The organism is Kitasatospora sp. NPDC048722, from assembly GCF_040650235.1.
GTDB lineage: Bacteria > Actinomycetota > Actinomycetes > Streptomycetales > Streptomycetaceae > Kitasatospora.
In genome coordinates, this window is record NZ_JBEZGX010000021.1 from 77,626 (window position 1) to 94,802 (window position 17,177).

At 72.8% G+C, this 17,177-nt stretch carries 13 protein-coding genes; 6 read left to right on the top strand and 7 right to left on the bottom strand.

Annotated elements, in window-relative coordinates:
* Positions 1-69: 69 nt before the first annotated feature.
* Positions 70-2,208, bottom strand: a complete 2,139-nt coding sequence (locus AB0C76_RS17720) for a hypothetical protein (RefSeq protein ID WP_359965552.1) — start codon at positions 2,206-2,208, stop codon at positions 70-72.
* A gap of 375 nt (positions 2,209-2,583) precedes the next feature.
* Here AB0C76_RS17720 and AB0C76_RS17725 point away from each other — a divergent pair, with 375 nt between their 5' ends.
* Positions 2,584-3,369 carry an HAD family acid phosphatase gene (locus tag AB0C76_RS17725; protein ID WP_359965555.1) on the top strand — a complete coding sequence of 262 codons (786 nt, stop codon included), beginning with the start codon at positions 2,584-2,586 and terminating at the stop codon, positions 3,367-3,369.
* Between the two features lie 80 nt (positions 3,370-3,449).
* On the opposite strand, the gene AB0C76_RS17730 is transcribed toward AB0C76_RS17725, so the two are convergent.
* Positions 3,450-4,004: a hypothetical protein gene (locus AB0C76_RS17730; protein WP_359965558.1), complete on the bottom strand. Its 555-nt coding sequence runs from the start codon at positions 4,002-4,004 to the stop codon at positions 3,450-3,452.
* A gap of 35 nt (positions 4,005-4,039) precedes the next feature.
* Between AB0C76_RS17730 and AB0C76_RS17735 the strand changes: the two genes are divergently transcribed.
* The 5 genes from AB0C76_RS17735 to AB0C76_RS17755 all read left to right on the top strand — a co-directional run bounded on the left by AB0C76_RS17735 (position 4,040) and on the right by AB0C76_RS17755 (position 11,002).
* Positions 4,040-4,795, top strand: a complete 756-nt coding sequence (locus AB0C76_RS17735) for a response regulator transcription factor (RefSeq protein ID WP_359965561.1) — start codon at positions 4,040-4,042, stop codon at positions 4,793-4,795.
* A 38-nt stretch (positions 4,796-4,833) separates the two neighbouring features.
* The gene (locus AB0C76_RS17740) at positions 4,834-6,189 is read left to right on the top strand and encodes a HAMP domain-containing sensor histidine kinase (RefSeq protein WP_359965564.1); all 1,356 of its coding nucleotides are present in this window, start codon (positions 4,834-4,836) and stop codon (positions 6,187-6,189) included.
* Positions 6,190-6,429: 240 nt separating this feature from the next.
* Positions 6,430-7,113 carry a ferric reductase-like transmembrane domain-containing protein gene (locus tag AB0C76_RS17745; RefSeq protein WP_359965566.1) on the top strand — a complete coding sequence of 228 codons (684 nt, stop codon included), beginning with the start codon at positions 6,430-6,432 and terminating at the stop codon, positions 7,111-7,113.
* Entirely contained in the window at positions 7,110-8,705 is a 1,596-nt protein-coding gene (locus AB0C76_RS17750; protein WP_359965568.1) for an FAD-dependent oxidoreductase, read from the top strand. The genes AB0C76_RS17745 and AB0C76_RS17750 overlap by 4 nt, the downstream gene beginning before the upstream one ends.
* 665 nt (positions 8,706-9,370) lie before the next feature.
* A complete protein-coding gene (locus AB0C76_RS17755; protein ID WP_359965569.1) occupies positions 9,371-11,002 on the top strand; it encodes a CAP domain-containing protein in 1,632 nt (543 codons plus the stop codon).
* 537 nt (positions 11,003-11,539) lie between these two features.
* Here the strand turns inward: AB0C76_RS17755 and AB0C76_RS17760 are convergent.
* From AB0C76_RS17760 to AB0C76_RS17780, 5 genes are all read right to left on the bottom strand, one after another.
* On the bottom strand, positions 11,540-13,063 hold the full coding sequence (locus AB0C76_RS17760; RefSeq protein WP_359965572.1) for a sigma-70 family RNA polymerase sigma factor: 1,524 nt from the start codon (positions 13,061-13,063) through the stop codon (positions 11,540-11,542).
* A gap of 107 nt (positions 13,064-13,170) precedes the next feature.
* Complete coding sequence (locus AB0C76_RS17765) at positions 13,171-14,130, bottom strand: CAP domain-containing protein (protein ID WP_359965574.1); 960 nt, start codon at positions 14,128-14,130, stop codon at positions 13,171-13,173.
* A gap of 399 nt (positions 14,131-14,529) precedes the next feature.
* Positions 14,530-15,543: an NAD(P)/FAD-dependent oxidoreductase gene (locus AB0C76_RS17770; RefSeq protein WP_359965577.1), complete on the bottom strand. Its 1,014-nt coding sequence runs from the start codon at positions 15,541-15,543 to the stop codon at positions 14,530-14,532.
* The gene (locus AB0C76_RS17775) at positions 15,540-16,061 is read right to left on the bottom strand and encodes an isoprenylcysteine carboxyl methyltransferase family protein (protein ID WP_359965580.1); all 522 of its coding nucleotides are present in this window, start codon (positions 16,059-16,061) and stop codon (positions 15,540-15,542) included. The genes AB0C76_RS17770 and AB0C76_RS17775 overlap by 4 nt, the downstream gene beginning before the upstream one ends.
* A 6-nt stretch (positions 16,062-16,067) precedes the next feature.
* Entirely contained in the window at positions 16,068-17,132 is a 1,065-nt protein-coding gene (locus AB0C76_RS17780) for a type III polyketide synthase (RefSeq protein ID WP_359965583.1), read from the bottom strand.
* Between the last annotated feature and the right edge of the window lie 45 nt (positions 17,133-17,177).

A 17,177-nucleotide genomic window follows, 5' to 3' on the forward strand; every position in this document is an offset into this window, starting at 1 on the left:
GACGTGGGGTGGTGGGTGGACACGCTGCGGCGGTGGGCGGGGAGGTTCCGCCCACCGCCGAGTGGTGGGTCAGCCGCGGGCGAGCTGGTCGGCCTGGTGGATCAGGTCCTCGGCCTGGCGGGCGAGGTTCCTGGCCGTTGCCGGGGTGAGCCGGCCGGATCCGGGGGCGGTGGGGTCGAGGAGGTCGCCGATCTGCCGGGCGAGGCGGTCGCGCTGTTCGCCGAGGCTGACGAGCTTGGCTTCGGTGTCCTTGTAGCGGGTGTCGCCGGGGGTGTCGGAGGCGGCGGCCGTGGTGGCGGCGGCGAGCGTGGCGGAGGCGAACTCTCCAACTCCGGCGTTGAGTTGCTTGTAGTCGGCGGCCAGCCGCCGGTTGTCGGCCTGGTCCGCGGCGCGCAGACTCCTCGGGAGTGCGCGGGGGGCGAGGAACTCGGTCAGGACGCGGCCGTCGTGGGCGTAGACGTCGTGCAGACCGAGCAGGGCGAGCATGGTGGGGCGGATGTCGGTGTGGTCGGACCAGACGGCGCCGGTCGCGCCGAGGCGCCTGACGCCGGGGCCGGCCAGGCCGAGCCAGGTGGTGTTGATGTCGGGAGCGAAGTCGCCGTGGTTCCAGGCCTCCTCCGCGTTCAGGCCCACGCAGGGGGTCGCGCAGTTCGCGGCGCCGGCGACGGCGAGGTAGTTCGGGTCGAGGAAGTCGGTGAAGGTGGCGGTGCGCAGGGGATCGCCGGTGACCATGTGGAGGAGCTTCATCTCGGCGCGGTCGGCGAGTCGGTGGCTGATCGCGTCGGTGGTGCCGGTGAGCGGGTTGACCGCGGTCAGTTCGGAGACGGCGCGTTCGAAGTCGCGGGTGGTGGTGGCGTCGGGGGCGGGGTTGCCGTCGAGGTAGAAGCTCGGGGCGGACTCGGACTTCAGCTGGAAGGGGGTGGTGAGGTGTTGCTGGGTGGCGAGCAGTCCGCGGACGTTGGCGTTGATCTCGCCGATCCGCTGATAGCTGCAGGGGGTGGTGACGCCGTCGCAGCCGGCCGGGCTGGGCTTGCCGCCCACGAAGTGGTCGTTCTCGTCGGAGGTGACGACGAAGAGGCTGTTGGCGGGAGTGATGCCGTCCTTGGCCAGGCGCTGGAAGAAGCCGTCGAAGGCCTGGTCGTAGGCTTTGAGCTGGGCGACGTATCCGGCTTCGCCGGGGCCGTAGGCGCTGCCGCCGGGGTAGCGGTCGTGGGCGTCCGAGATGTAGCCGTAGGTGACGGGCACGCCGGCTTCCTGCATGGTGGCGAGGTAGCCGAGGGTGTTGTCGGCGGAGGTCGAGTCGAAGCCGGGGAATCCGGGGTTTCCGGCCTTGTCCGTGACGGGGGCTCCGCCGATCGCGCGGACCGGGTGGTCGGGGGAGATCACGGCGTCGACGCTGCGGGCGCCGTAGAGGGCCCGGTATCCGTGGTAGCCGCCGGGTTCGTCGGGCAGCAGGTCCGGCCGGGCGGCGGGCGTGGCGCAGTGCGCGGAGCCCTGCGCGCAGTGGACGCCGATGCCGACGATGTCGGCCTGGGCCCGGACGGGGTCGGCCTTGGCCTCGGCGGCCTCGGGGGAGCCGGGGCCGAAGACCTTGTCGATGTCGGAGGTGGTGTTCTCCAGCACGGTGTTGGCCGTGGAGACCGTTCCGAAGTCGCAGCCCGCCCGGGTGTAGGCGGTCCAGGGGGCGGGGGTGTTCCGGCCGTCCGGGGTGACCATGGTCGGCGCGGTGTCGCCGGGGGTGGGGGTGGCCGGGTCGGCGATGCCGTCGGTCCAGTAGGCGAAGGTCCGGGCGGAGGCGCTCGTCCCGTCCGGCTTGTAGTAGCGGTAGGAGTTGGAGACCGGCTGTCCGTGGTTGCCGCCGTACAGGCCGGTGAGCTGGGTGAGGATGTCGTTGCCGGTGTGGGCGATCAGCGGGGTGTGGTGCGCACTGTCCAGGGTGCCGTTGTGCTCCAGGAAGTCGAGCAGGTGTGGCATCTGCTCCAGGTCGGAGGGCACGTTCGGGTTGTCGCGGGTGAAGTGCACGTTGTCGAACGTCAGGTAGATGACGTGGTCGACCGGGTGGTCTCCGGCTCGCATGACGCATCCGCTCTCGCGATGGTGGGCGTCGGGGTGCTCGCCGGCGGCGAGGGCCTGAGGGGCGGCGAGCAGGCCTGCGCCGAGGGCTGCGGCTGCGGCCAGGGCGACGACGGTGGGGCGTCGGGGGCCCATGCTGACTCCTTGTGAGGCGGGGAAGGGGGTACGCGTGAACGGCAGTGCGCGGGCACGACGATGTGCGGGCACGGCGGCGCGTAGGAAGGGCAGCGCGCGGGGACGACGGTGCGCGTCGACCGGGTGGTGATCCGGCGAAGTGGACGAAAGGTTGCCACAGCCTGAACTCCTGGCAACAGTCTGTAGAAGGCAATCGGGTTGATATTCCATCTACTGAGACGCGATCCGTTCGGCATCGCGCGTAGACCATGCGCGTAGACGTGTCTTGACCTGCCAGGTTCACCGACCCTACGGTGCGGGGCAGCACGGAGCCGCCGCACAGCTCGACGGGCGAGTCGCGTCCCTCGTGGCGCGCGGCAGAAGGAGCCAACCCTCATGCGTAGAAGTACCCTGACGTCACCTGCCCGCGGCCTGGCCGCCCTTGCCGTCGGCGTGGTCGCCGGCGCGGTGGTGGCCGGCGGAGGACTTGCGTCGGCGGATGCCAAAGCACCCCGGACCGACCGTCAGATCACCAACATGACCGACGAGGTGGCCGCGATCAAGGCGTACTACGGTGACACCGTCGACGCCAACGGCGAGCACTGGCCCTCCTCCGACGGCAACTACGCCGTGCAGGTGCGCGGCATCGAGAACCAGGCCGAGAAGTACCTGGCCCAGCGCGCGAAGCGCGATCACGGCGAGCACCGGGCCATCGTCCTCGACGTCGACGACACCTCGCTGTCCACGTACAACTACGAGCTGGAGACGACGTTCGTCTACAACCCCGTCAGCAACGCCCAGTACATCGCCACCAAGACCATGCCGGCCGTCTTCGGCATGAACGACCTGGCGACCCGGGCGCAGCAGCAGGGCTACACGGTCTTCTACGTCACCGGCCGTCCCGAGTCCCAGCGCGCCGCCACTGCGGCCAACCTCGCCGCCGTCGGCTTCCCCGCCGCGGACTCGGCGCACCTGTTCATGAAGGACAAGAGCACGCCTCCGTCCTACCTGCCCTGCGGCGCGAACTGCTCCGTCGTGGAGTACAAGTCCGGTACCCGGGCCCACATAGAGAGCCTCGGCTACGACATCGTGGGCAACTTCGGCGACCAGCAGAGCGACCTGTCCGGCGGTCACGCCGACCGGACGTTCAAGCTGCCGAACCCGATGTACTTCCTGCCGTAGCCGGGGAGTGCCGCTGAGCCGGCCCGATGCCACCCGTCGGCGGCATCGGGCCATCGGCGCCGTCGCTGCCCGTGCCGGACTCAGCTGCTGGTGACGCTGATCTCGGAGGTCTGCGTGCCGTCGGAGAAGTCCACCACGAGCGAGGTGGGGCCGGGCTGTTTCACCTTCATCGTGTAGCCGGAGGCCGGCACCGCGGACACCAGGCAGATGACGCCGGGGTCCACCGCGACGGTCGCCGTACCGCCGGCGGCCTGGTACGTCCTCAGCACGGCGTCCTGGGAGCAGCCGGACGGACCGCGGTCGGCCGACGGGTGCCGGGAACGGCCGGTGGTCGGTTCCACCCTGCCCATCGAGATCCTCGGGGTGGCAAGCGTCGGTGCGGGCGTGGACGTCGCCTGCTCGGACGGCGTGGCGGAGAGGGCGGCGCCGGCAGTCGGCGTCGGGCCCGCGGTGGCCGTCGGCGTCGTCGTTGCCGGCACGGGGGTCACCGTGACGACGGTGGTGGGGATCGAACGGGCTGCCGGAACACCGGCCGTGGCGGGACGGATCGCCGCACGTACCGTCAGGGCGACCGCGGTGACGCCGATGGCCGTGCACCCCAGCCAGATGAGCGGATAGCGCAATGCGGGCTTCATGGGGACATCCTGGCCCATCGGTTACGGTGTGCCGCATGACGTCCGTCCTCGTCGTCGAAGACGACCCGATCATTCGAACATCGCTGGTCAAGGCGCTGACCGCGAGCGGTCGCACGGTGCGCGGCGTCGCCGCCGGATTCAGCGCCCTGCAGGAGATCACCCAGTGCCCGCCGGACGCGGTCGTGCTGGACCTCGGGCTTCCGGACCTGGACGGCGAGAACGTCCTGCGCATGATCCGCGGCCTGTCCCGTGTCCCGGTTCTGGTGGCCACCGCACGCGACGACGAGCGGGAGATCATCAGGATTCTCGAAGCCGGCGCCGACGACTACCTGGTCAAGCCCTTCTCCGGAGCCCAGTTGGCCGCCCGCCTGTCCGCCGTGCTGCGCCGCTGCGCACCCGTGGCGGCCGGGGCGGAAGCGCCGGCCAGGGCGTACGGGCCGCATTCCGCTGCCGCCGGCGGGGCGTCGGACGCGGCCGACGGGGAGCGGCCGCCGGTTGTCGTCGGCGAGTTGCGCGTCGACCCGCTCGCGCGTACCGCGCACCTGGCGGGTCAGGAGATCCGGTTGACGCGCCGTGAGTTCGACCTGCTCGCCTTCCTGGCGGAGAACGCCGGGCGGGTGGTGTCCCGCAAGCGGATCCTCGCCGAGGTGTGGCGCCAGCCCTACGTGGACGAGCAGACCGTCGACGTCCATCTCTCCTGCCTGCGGCGCAAGCTCGGCGAGCGCGCCGCGAGGCCGCGCTACCTGCACACCGTTCACGGCGTCGGTGTGAAGCTGGTCTCTCCGCTGTGAGAGCCACCCTGGCCATGGTCGCACTGGCTGTGACCTCCATGGTGGCGCTGTCCTTCCTGATCCCCCTCGGTCTGTTGTTGAGCACCCAGGTGCACAGTCAGGCGACGCAGTCGGCGCAGCAGCGTGCCGCTGTACTGGCGCCCGTTCTGGCGGTGTCCACCGATCCGGCGGCGGTGCGCCAGGTGGTGGCGGGCCTCGACGCGTCGGACCGGCTCTGTGTCCATCTGCCGGATGGCACCGTGATCGGTGTCGGCCATGCCTCCGAGCGGCAGCTGAGCGTGGCGGCGGCCGACCGCGAGTCGGCGGGCCGCGACGTGCCCGGCGGCTGGGACTATCTGCAGCCCGTGTTGCTGGGCGGCGACCGGGTCGCTGTGGTCGAGGCGTTCGTTCCGGAGGAGGAGCTGGTCCGGGGGGTGGCCACCGGCTGGACGGTGATGTCCGTGCTGGCCGCACTGCTGGTGGCCGGTTCGGTGCTGGTCGCCGACCGGCTCGGCTCCAGGGTCGTGCGCTCCTCGCGCGGCCTGTCCCAGGCCGCGAACGCGCTCGGGGCGGGCGATCTGGACGTCCGGGTGGAGCCCGCCGGTCCCAGGGAACTCCACGAGGCGGGCTCGGCGTTCAACGCGATGGCCGAGCGGATCGTGCAACTGCTCGACAACGAACGGGAGCTGATCGCCGATCTGTCGCACCGGCTGAGGACACCGCTGACCGCACTGCACCTGGCCGACGAACAGGTCGGCGATGTGCCTGGTGCGGAGCGGATGACCACTGCGATCCGCCAGTTGGAGTCGGAAGTGGACTCGATCATCCGCACTGCCCGGACGCGGCCCGCCCGGCACCTGTCCGGGCAGGACGGGGCGTCGGAGGCACGTCCCGCTCGGCGGGACGACGGGGGCTGCGAGGTCTCCGCAGTGGTGCGTCAACGGGTCCGTTTCTGGTCGGTTTTGGCGGCACAGCAGGACCGGGAGTGCGTTTTCACGGCCACCGGTGTTCCGACGCCCGTGGCCCTGTCGGCGGATGAACTCGGCGCGGTCGTGGATTCCCTGGTGGGCAACGTCTTCCGGCACACCGCCCGGGGGACGGCCCTGCGCGTGAGCGTCCTGCCCGCAGCGCGGGGCGCCTGCCTGGTGGTCGAGGACGACGGGGACGGGATCCCGGATCCGGGCCTGGCCCTGTCGCGGGGCGCCAGCACGGGCGGGTCCACCGGGCTGGGCCTGGACATAGCCCGGCGTGCGGCCTCGTCGACCGGTGGTGAGCTGCGCATTCTGCGCGGTGCGGCGGGCGGCGCCCGGGTGGAGGTCGAGCTCGGCCGTGCCACGGTTCAGGACCACCGGGCCGCCGACGCGGGCCGTCCGGGGCGGGGACGGTGGCGATGGCGACGCCCGACGGGCGGGTGAGCAGAACCTTATGGGTTCTTTAGGGCCTTCTGTGAGCGGCGATCCGTGCGTGTCCGAGTTGCCTACGATCGGTCCCGTCGGCCCGCCCTCCCCCGGGGTGGCCGACTCGCTCCGTCGGCGACGGACGGCACACTCCCCCGCCGTTCCGGCACCGGTCGTCGAGCGCTCGCGGGCGTCCCTGATGTGGGATGCCGTTCAGGGACGCCCGCCCGGACGAGAAGGCAAGGACTGATCCTGACCATGTTTGCTGAAGCGGCGCCGCACGTGCTGTCCGTGCTCCTCGGGGCGCACGGGGCCGGAGCGGCCCCGATCCCCGGCTCGCCGCTGGACGCGTACGAGAAGCACGTGACGTACGACTCGGGCGTCCACAGGATCGCCCGGCTGATGGCGCTGATCTCCTACGTGCTCATGGTGGTCGCGGTCGTCCTCGGCGCGGTGCTGCGCATGCGCTGGTTCCAGCGGATCGTCAACCGGCCCACGGTGTACGGCGCGCACATGACCATCGCCCTCGCCGCCCTGATCTTCGGAGGGGTCCACGGGGTGACCTTCCGCTACCAGCCGGTCTGGGAGATCGGCGCGCACGAACTCGTCGTTCCGTTCACCGGTGGCCTGCAGAGGGTCCCCGTGGGCTTCGGCATCCTGGGCACCGAGCTCGGCATCGCGGTCGGGTGCTCGGTCTGGCTGCAACGGCGCCTCGGGTACCGGCGCTGGCTGAGGTTCCACCAGCTCGGGTACGCGGCGTTCGCGCTCGTCTGGTTGCACATCTTCACCGTGCATCCGGAGCCGCGCCACTTCGACCGGGTGGCGGTGACGGTCGCCGCCGGTGCGGGCACCTGCCTCTTCGTCTTCATGACCCGGGTGCTGCCCTCGGAGTCCAGGCTCCGTCGGCGCGTCTTCGACAACGACCCGGGCAGCGCACGGTGATCGGCACGCCGGATCCGGTCCTGCCTCCGCCGACGTCGGTCCGCCCCTGGCCCGTCCTGCCGGTCCGGCCCGAACTTCTGGCCGAGAGCGGGCCGGTGAAGGTCAGCGTGGACAACAGCCGCTGCCACGTCTACGGCATCTGCCAGCAGGAGGCCCCCGAGGTTTTCCGGATCTCGGAGAGCGGCTCACTGCACTACACGGCGAACCTCCCGGCCCGGCTCGCCGCCCAGGCCCGCCAGGCGGCTCGCTGCTGCCCGATGCAGGCGATCACCGTCCGGGCCGGCGCCCGTCCCGGTGCGGGGCGTCGTACCGGTCGGCGCCGCCCCGGCGCCTCGTCCGGCGGTCGGCGGATCGTGGTCGCCGGAGGTGGCCTGGCCGGGCTGAGCGCAGCGGCCCGCCTGCGCGAACGCGGCTTCGACGGTGAACTCGTGCTCGTGGGAGAGGAGTTGCACCGGCCGTACAGCCGGCCGCCACTGTCGAAGCAGTTCCTCTCCGGCAAGCTGAACCGCGCGGACCTCGCCTTCCGGGCCGACGAGCCGCTGGACGCCCACCGACTGCTCGGCACCCACCTGACCGGGCTCGACCCGGTGAGCCGGTACGTGCTCCTCCGGGGCGGTGAACGGCTGTACTACGACGGACTGGTCATCGCCACCGGCGTGGACGCGAAGCGCCTGCCGGAGACCCCGGTCGCCAGTGAACGCATCCGCACCGTGCGGACGTCGGAGGACGCCGATGCCATCCGGCAGGCCGTGTACGCGGCCCGCGCCCGCCGCGTGCTGATCCTCGGCGGTGGCTTCGTGGGCTGCGAACTCGCCTGCACGTTCCGGGAGATGGGACTGGACGTCACGCTCGTGGTGCACAGCGCGCCGCTGCTGCGGAGGGTGCTGGGCACCCGGCTCGGCCGGGTGGTCGGGCGCATCCAGGCACGGGCCGGTGTCGATGTCCGGCTGAGCACCCGGATCACCGAGTGGACCGACACCGGTGACGGCCTGCGTCTGCGGCTGGACGACGGTGGGACGGTCGAGGCCGACTTCGCCGTCCTCGGCCTGGGCGGTGTGCCCCGGACGGACTGGCTGGCCGGCAGCGGACTGGACGTCTCCGACGGTGTCCTGTGCAGCGCGGGCTGCCACGCCGTGGACCGGGCAGGGCGACTCGTTCCGGACATCGTGGCGGCGGGCGATGTCGCCCGCTGGCCCAACCTTCGTTTCGACGCCGTGCCCCGCCGGGTCGAACACCTCATCCACGCGGTCGAGATGGGCCAGCACGCCGCGGACTCGCTGCTGTGGGGGCCCGACCGGGCGATGCCGTTCACTCCCGCCCCCCGGTTCTGGTCGGAGCAGCACGGCACGCGCCTGCAGGCCGTCGGGCTCCCGGCGTTGGGGGAGCGGATCGAGGTCGTGGAGGGTTCGTTGCGCTCCGAGCGCTTCGTCGCCACCTACCACCGCGACACCCCGCTGGGCGAACAGACGGTGGCCGCGGTCGCGTTCGACATGCCGAGGGAGCTGCTGGACCACCGCGACCGCATCGGCTCGATCCGTCCCGGGTCCTCCCCGCCAGCGCCGAGGGCGGCGGGCGGGAGGGGGTCGCGATGAACCATCGGGCACCTCGGCGCCGACACCGGACCGACCTGCCGCCGGGCGGATCGCTGCGGTCGCTGCCGGCCCTGCTCGGCATTCGCCGACCGTTCATTCTTGTCGCGACAGCCGCGGCCATGGGCCTGTACGCGCATGTCCTGCTCACTGCGCCACCCATGCCGCCGAGTCGGCCACCCGTGCCCGCTGCCACCTCCCGATAGGCGGTCGGCGGACCCGCGGACGTGCGCCCACGCGCCCACCCGCCCCGCTGCCGTTCCCTGCCAGGAGAGGAGTTCCATGCCTGCCGCCAGACAGCCGAGCCGTCACCGCCGTCGCTTTCGGGGCCGCCGGTTCGCCCTGCTGAGCGTCTCGCTCGGCTGCGCGCGCGCCGTCGGCTGGCAGTCTTGCACGCCAGCCTCGGCCGCCCGCAGGCCGGCGCCGCCGGCCAGGCCGCAGCACCGCCGTCCGGGGCAGCAGCGACGAGCGGGTACGAGGCCATCGGCCCCGCCCGGGTGGCGCGCGCGGTGGGAACGGGCACGGACGGACGACCTTTCCTGGCAGCCGCCCTGGCGGCCCCGTCGGGCCCGGTGGGATGTCCCCCCGTCCCGCCGCGCCCGGTTGACCGGCGACGTCGACCGGCCGGGCGCGGCAGTGGAGAGACCGATGAAGAGAGCGGACGACAGATGCTGACTGCGAGCGGGCCCGGGGTGCGGGCGCGGTCCGAGGACGACGAGACGACCGCTCGGCTCCTCGCCGAGGCGCTGCCCCTGGCCTACAACATCGTCGGGCGGGCACTCGACGGGTGTCCGGGCACAGATGAGGCGGTGCGTGCCGCCGTAGCCCGTGCGACGGTGGTGCGGGCGATAAGGGCGCATGGTGGCCCCGACGCCGCAGCCCGGCTCCGGCTACGGCTGGCGGCGATCGCGGTGGACGAGGTCCGGCGGCACAGCCGGACCGTCCCTCCGCCCTCCGCCGCCCCGGGCGGCGGAGGGTTGGAGGAACCGGCCCCGCCCACCGTCGACTTCGTCGACCTCACGGTCGTACGGCTGGAGCTGACCGGCGAGCGGCGGGAGATCGCGGAGGCCACCAGGTGGCTCGGCGACACCGGGTGGGACGTGCTGGCCCTGTGGTGGCTGGAGTCCTGCGGCGTCCTGGACCGGCCCGAGCTGGCTGAGGCGCTGGACCTCTCGCGCCAACACGCGGCGGTACTGCTGGACCGGTTGGCAGGCGGCCTCACCTCCGCCCGGGTTGCTCAGCGGGCGCTGGCGGCCGTGCCCGGCTGCAGGGAGCTGAGAGCCCTGGTCGAGGCCTGGAGCGGCGTGCCGGACCCCGGCTGGCGCGAGCGGATCGCCGACCACGCCGCCGGGTGCGTGGCCTGCTTCCGGTGCTCCGGTGCCATGATGCCTGCCGAGGTCGTGCTCGGGGGACTGCCGCTGGTACCGCTGCCCGGTGCTCTGGCGGCGGGGGTGTCCTTGGGTGCGCCCGCCGGCGAGGGATATCGCCGCCGCCGTTCGGGCAGGCGACGGCCGGCTGCCGCGGTGCCGATGCGCGTGTGGGTCTGGCTGTCGGCAGCGGGCGCGGTGGCCGGCGTCTGTGCTCTCGCCGCCCTCGGCTGCGGGGGCCCGGCGCAGGCACCGTCCGTCGTGCTGGTGGGCCCGGTCGACGCGCCGCAGGCCGCGGCGGCTCGTCCCGCGCCGCCCGACGGGCCCCCTGCCATGGCCGCTGCCGGGTCCGCGTCACCGGCGGCCTCCGCCGCCGTTCCCATGGGGACGCAGAGCCCGTCCGGTATCCCGTCGGCCGCCGCATCGGTCACCTCGCCGGTCACGCCGGCGGCTGCCCCGTCGGCCGGGTCGTCCCCGCGCGCCAGCGCTTCCCCGGCGCTGCGCCCGTCCGCCACACCCACGCCGTCGTCGACCACGCCGGCCCCGGCCCGGGGACCGGCCCCCGAGGTGGTCACGATGCTGAACGCGCAGCGCCGGGACCTCGGGTGTGCTCCCCTCCGCACCGATGCACGGCTCCAGTACGTCGCCCAACGGCACGCGGACGACATGGCGGCCCGGCACTACTTCGGGCGCGTCGACCCCGATGGGGCGGGCCCGGAACGCCGGATCGACGAGGCCGGGTACCTGTGGACGGCGGCGATCGAGGCCAACGCCCGCGGCCAACAGGACGCCGCCACGGTGACGTCGGGCTGGACGGCCGATCCGAGCGCCCGCAGCCGCCTCCTCGACTGCGGCTTCACCGACATCGGGGTCGGCGTCCACCCGGGCGACGGCGGCCCGTGGTGGACGCTCGACCTCGGCGCCGCGAGATGAGCTCCGATGCGCGACACGACTGCCCTTGCCGAAGACCTCATCCGCCCTGCTCGGAGGGCAAGTTGGTACTCGTGGAGGAGGCCGCCGAGTCGGTCGGTTCGGCGTATGTCGAGGCGTGCGATCTTCTCCAGGTTGTCGATCGGCCGGGGAACGGCGCAGAGGAGGCGGGCGTCCGCGATGCCCTGGTGCCGCCTGTGGCCGTTGTAGAACGTCTCGAACTCCCGCAAAGCGTGGAGTAGAGGCAGCTCGTTCCCGATCAGGGCGCGGTCCGGCAGCTCGCGGCGGCAGGTCCGCACCCAGCGCTCCATGAGGAGTTCGTGCGGGGCCCGGACACCGCTGAGCACGACCTGGATCCCCGCGTCTTCGGGGACGGCGTCGAACAGTTCGGGGACCGGAGCACCGCTGCCGCGCTGGTCGTGCCCCGAACTGGAAGGCCGGGGCATCACCGGCCCCATCTCGCGCCCCACCGTGTCCGTCGAGCCGTCGTCGTTCCTGGCCCGCCGCGAGTGGCACGCGAGTGGCGGACCGGCAGGGCGGTCAGCCCGGGCTGCCCAGGTCGAGGGTCCAGAGCAGGCCGTTCGTGTCGGGGGCGGCGCCGACACCGGCGTCGGTGTACTGGCAGTCGAGCATGTTCTGCTGGTGAATCGCGCCGTCCGACCAGTCCTTCAGCACCGTGTTCGGCGAACTCGTGTCCCGGTCGAGGTTCTCGGCCCACGCACCCCACTGGTAGCCGGAGGCGGTCATGCGGCTGTCGGCGTGGTCGCCGTGCGGGTCGACGTGGTCGAAGTAGCCGGCGGCGGCCATGTCGTTGGAGTGCCCTTGCGCAGCCGCGTGCAGGCGCTGGTTGACGCGCAGCGGTCTGCAGCCGTTCTTCGCCCGTTGGAGGTTGATCAGGTCGACGAGCTGCTGTTCGAGGGTCTTCCGAGGTGCGGACGGGGTGGTGGCGGCCTTCGGAGAAGCGGTGGTGGCGGGCGGCGGGGCCGGGGGCTCGGTGGTGGGCGGTTCGGTGGCGGGCGGTTCGGGAGACGGCGTGGTGGGGGCTGGCGCCGGGGACGCGGGCGTGACCGCGACCGACGGAGCGGGCGCGGTGTGCTCCGGGCCGGGGCGGAGGATCTGCACTCCGGCGAGGACGGTCAAGGCGACCGTGACTGCCCCGGCTGCCTTGCCCGTCCTGATCGCTCGCCCGTCGCGTGGGCGGCGCCTGCGTGTCGGGGTGGTCGACCGTGCCGTCGCGGGCGCTGTGCGGGAGAGTGCCTGCTGTGCGGCCGTGGTGGCGAACGCGGCCAGGTGCGGTGAGGCCAGGTGCGGTGGCGGGAGCAGCAGTGGGAGGCCTGCGAGCAGTCCCTCGACCGGTACCAGACCGTGCTGGTGTCCCGCGCAGTGTGGACAGTTCCGGGCGTGCCTGGCGATGCGCTTGCGCCACAGTACGGCCGGCTTTCCGTCCCAGGCCGTGGTGAGCTCCGTCAGTTCGGCGCACGGTGGGTCGGCGGCGAGTGCTCGCACCACCAGGCGGCCGATCTCCAGTTGTTCCTTCATCCGCTGGACCCGTACGGCTGTGTGCTGCGGTGTGAGGCCGAGGGCTGTCGCCAGTTCGGGCCGCGTGAGCTCCCCGCCGGTCTCCAGCCACCAGAGGGAGAGCAGGTCGCGCTCGCGCTCGTCCAGCCAGCGGGTGGCTTCGGCGACCTCCCTGCGCTGGCCCGTCAGGCCGAGCCGCAGGATGGTCAGGTCCACGAAGTCGGCGGCTGGATCGACGACCTGCGTCAGCTCCTGCAGACCCGGCACGGGTGCCGCCTTCCGGGCCGTCCAGCGCCGGCGGACCTCGTTCATCGCCACCGCCACCAGCCAGGACCGGAAGGAGGACGGCTCGCGCAGCGTCTCCAGGGAGTTGACGACGCGGAGCATGGTCTCCTGCACCACGTCGTCCACGTCGGCATGGCCGTCCAGCGCGCGGCCGACGACGTTGTAGACCAGCGGAAGGTGGTCGGCTATCAACCGTTCGCGGGCCGCCGCATCTCCTGCCTGCGCCGCGGCGACCGTCTCGCTGCCGCTTTCACTGTTCATCAGCGTCCGACGTCCTCACCTGGGTGATCGTTCCTCCCGCGCCGTGTGCGACCTGCTGGGAGGGTGGGAACAACAGAAATCGAGCCGGCGGTGGGCTCACCGTCCGCTCACTGGGGACGGGCGAAGTCCTCGGTCCACCAGGGCCCGTTGGCGCTCAGGTTCACGCCGACGCCGGTCTCCGTGAAGACGCAGTCCAGGATGTTGTCGCGGTGCGCGGGACTCTTCATCCAGCCATCCATGGCCGTGGCGGGGTCCTTCGGGCTCTCGTAGATGTTCTCGCCCCAGTTCTGCCAGCCGTACCCGGCGTTGGTCATCCGGGTTCCGGGGTCGACGCCTTCCGGGGTGTCGTGCTCGTAGTAGTTGCGGGCGGCCATGTCGTCGGAGTGCTCCTGCGCCACGGCCTGCAGCTTCGCGTTCACGGTGAGCGGCTTGCAGCCGGCCTTGGCACGTTCGGCGTTGACCGCGTCGACGATCTGCTGGGCGAACTGGGCAGCGGTACCGGTCGCCGGTGTCCCCGCGACCGGCGCGCCGTGCGTGGCGGGACTGGTGGGCTTTTGGCCCGCCGGGATCGCCGGGGCACTGCTCGCCGGAATCACCGGGGCACTGCTCGCCGGCCTCGCCTGGGTCTTGCGAACGGTAGGCGTACCGCTCGGCGTACCGGTCGGCGTACCGGTCGTCGACGGATTCGCCGACGGGGTCGCCGCGGCACTCGCCGTCGCGGTCGCCGCGGCACTCGCCGTCGTGGCCGCAGTGCCCGCCCAACTCGGCGTACCGGTGGGCTGGACCGAGGAGGCGAACGTGACACCGGGTCCCGGCGACACCACCCCGGCCGCGGCGGACGGCGAAGCGGACCCGCCCCCCGAGGACACCGCCGCAGCGAGCACCCCACCCGTGACCGCAACCAGCCCCACAACCCCGGCAACCGCCGCCTTCCCACGCGGCCGCCCCACAGCCCGCCGCCGACCACGCCCACGCCCGTGCCGCGACACCCCCGACCGGCCGCCTCCCGCAGCGTCCGGCTCGGACACCACCGTATCGATCACCACGGTCTCGAACTCACTGCTCATGGATACGCCTTCGCTCCTCGTCGACGCGTCGTTCGCGTCGACCCCCAGGAGACCGACGAACCGGATCCCGATAACGAAAACCAGAGAGCGGTTCCCGCCCCCCGCCCCGCCTGGTAGGCCGTGCACCGGGACCCCGTTCCACCGGCGGATACGCACGCACCCGGCCAGGGCGGCAAGGAGCTGACCGTGGCACGGCGGTGCACGGTCTACCCCTGCCACACCTCGTGGCAACGGCGGGCAGGAGCGCCGGCGGACCGCGGCCGGGTGAAGGGGCTTGGCGTGGGCGTCCTGAAAGACGTGGTCGTCGTGTCGGCCGAGGTGTTCCCGGCCATGGCGCGCTGGAGGGCGGCGACGCGGGTTGCTTGCGTGGCGGCGGCAGCGCCCTGTGCGGCGACGCCGTCAGGTGAGGCGGTTGACCAGGGCGGTGAAGAGCGCGGGAGCGCGGGTGGCCAGCGGGACGATTCGCGGGGCCAGTACCGGGCTGGCGCGGATGCGTACCAGTGCGTCGGTGAGCAGGCGGTGGTTGAGGGTGGCCCGCCGCCATGCCCGCTCGTACTGCTGCGGTCGGTCGGCGCGGACACAGCGCACCAGGTGGGCGGCGCCGGTGAGGGAGAGCGAGATGCCCTCCCCGGTGAGTGCGTCGATGTAGCCGGCGGCGTCGCCGACGAGCAGGACGCGCCCGGCCACCCTGGCCCGGACCCGCCGGCGCATCGGTCCGGCGCCGCGGACGGCGGAGACGGACCGGGCGGCGAGGCGGTGCAGGAGCCCGGGGAACGCGGGCAGCAGCGCGTCGAACGGCATTCGCTCGCCGGTCAGGACGGCGACGCCGATCAGGTCCGGGCCCAGCGGGGTGACGTAGGCCTCGCCCAGTGCGGACCAGTGGACTTCCACGCAATCGGTCCAGGGCGCCACCTCGAAGTGCCGCCGCAGTCCGTAGCGCGGCGGTCGAGGGTCGGGGAGCTCCAGGCCCAACTGCCGCCTGATGGGCGAGTGCAGGCCGTCCGCGGCGACCAGGTAGCGGGCGGTGAGGCCGGCGGCGGTGACGCTGTCGCCGTCCTGGTGGACTGCGGTGACCTTCCCCGGCAGCATCGGCACGCCGAGCTCGGCCGCCCGGCGCGACAACGCCGCGTGCAGGACGGTGCGCCGTACGCCCATCCCGGCGTCGTGACGGAACCTGCCCTCGGCGCGGTGGCGGTCGTCGAGGTAGCGGATGCCGTGGATCGGGTGGCCGGCCACGGCCACCCCCAGCCCAGCCAGGGCGCGGACGGCCCCGGGCATCAGTCCCTCGCCGCACGCCTTGTCGATCGGGGCCGGCCGTGGTTCGACGACCACCGCGTCGAGCCCGGTCAGGGCGGCGTGGATCGCGGTGGCGAGGCCGGCGGGTCCGCCACCGGCGACCAGCAGGTCGATCACGTCGGCACCGCGGCGCAGCTGGCCAGGGCGGCGTTCTCGCAGCGCAGCCGGGTGGCGAGCAGGGGCAGGTTGAGCAGGGTGAAGGCGGTCGCGGTGAGCCAGGCGCCGTGGACGAGGGGCAGAGCGGCCCCTTCGGCGACGACGGCGAGGTAGTTGGGGTGGCTGAGCAGCCGGTAGGGCCCCCTGGTGACCAGGGGCAGTCCGGGTACCACGATGACCCGGGTGTTCCAGCGCGGCCCCAGCGTGCCGATGCACCACCAGCGCAGTGCCTGAGCGCCGAGTGCCAGGGTGAGCATCGGCCAGCCGAGGGCGGGCGGGAACGGACGGTCGGCGAACCGGACCTCGGCCAGGCAGCCGGCCAGGAGCCCGGTGTGGAGCAGGACCATCACGGGGTAGTGGCCGCGGCCGTACTCGACGCCGCCGCGCGCACGGCTCCAGGTGGCGTTGCGTCGCGCGACGGCGAGTTCGGCGAGGCGTTCGGCGGCCACCAGGAGGATCAGCAGGGTGTAAGGGAGCACACGGACCTACCAGCGGAGCAGGACGAGTTCGGAGCAGAAGCCCGGCCCCATGGCGAGGAGCAGGCCGGGCGTGCCGGGCGGCGGCGGGCACAGCGCGAGGGTGTCTCGCAGGATGTGCAGTACCGAGGCGGAGGAGAGGTTGCCGACCCGGGACAGCGAACGCCGCGTCAACTCCAGCGCCCGCGCGTCCAGTCCGAGTGCTTCGCCCAGGGCGTCCAGCACCTTGGGCCCACCCGGATGGGCGACCCAGCCGGTGACGTCCGGCGGCTTCAGGTCGTGCTCGGCGAGGAAGGACCGGACGTCCTCGCCGACGTGCAGCCGGACCAGCTCGGGCAGTTCGGCGCCGAGCACGATCTTGAATCCGGTGTCGCCGATGTCCCAGCCCAGCGCGCGCTCGGTGCCGGGGTACAGCCGGCTGCGGGTGGCCACCACCTCGGGGCCCGCGCACTCTCGGGCGAGCGGGTGCCGCCGGCCGACGGCCACCAGCACGCCGGCGCCGTCGCCGAACAGTGCACCGGCGACCAGGTTCTGCACCGAGGTGTCGGTGCGCTGCAGGGTGAGCGAGCACAGTTCGACCGACAGCAGGACCGCGACCTGTTCGGGATGTCCCTCAAGGTAGTCGTGCAGGCGGGCCAGGCCCGCCGCGCCCGCGACACAGCCGAGGCCGAAGACGGGCACGCGCTTCACGTCCGGCCGCAGGCCCACCCGCCCGGCCAGCCGGGCCTCCAGCGAGGGCGCGGCGATGCCCGTCACGGAGGTGGAGATCACCAGGTCGACATCCTCGGGTGCCAGCCCGGCCGCCGCAAGGGCGCCGGTCAGTGCCTGCTCGGCGAGCTCCACCCCGGCTTCGACGAACAGGTCGTTGGCCTGCCCGAAGCCGTCCAGCTCCTGGTAGCGCTCCAGCGGCAGGACCAGGTGGCGGGTGCCGACGGTCGAGGTGGCGTGCAGCCGTTCCAGCACTCCGCGTTCCCCACCGGGCGGAAGGCACATCGCCGCGAGGGCCTCGGTGATCTCGTCCTGCTCGTACCGGTGCGGCGGGAGCACCCCGTGGACGGCGGCGACTCTGGTCATCTGGCCAGACTACGGCCAATGTGACTATTCATCATGAAATGGCCA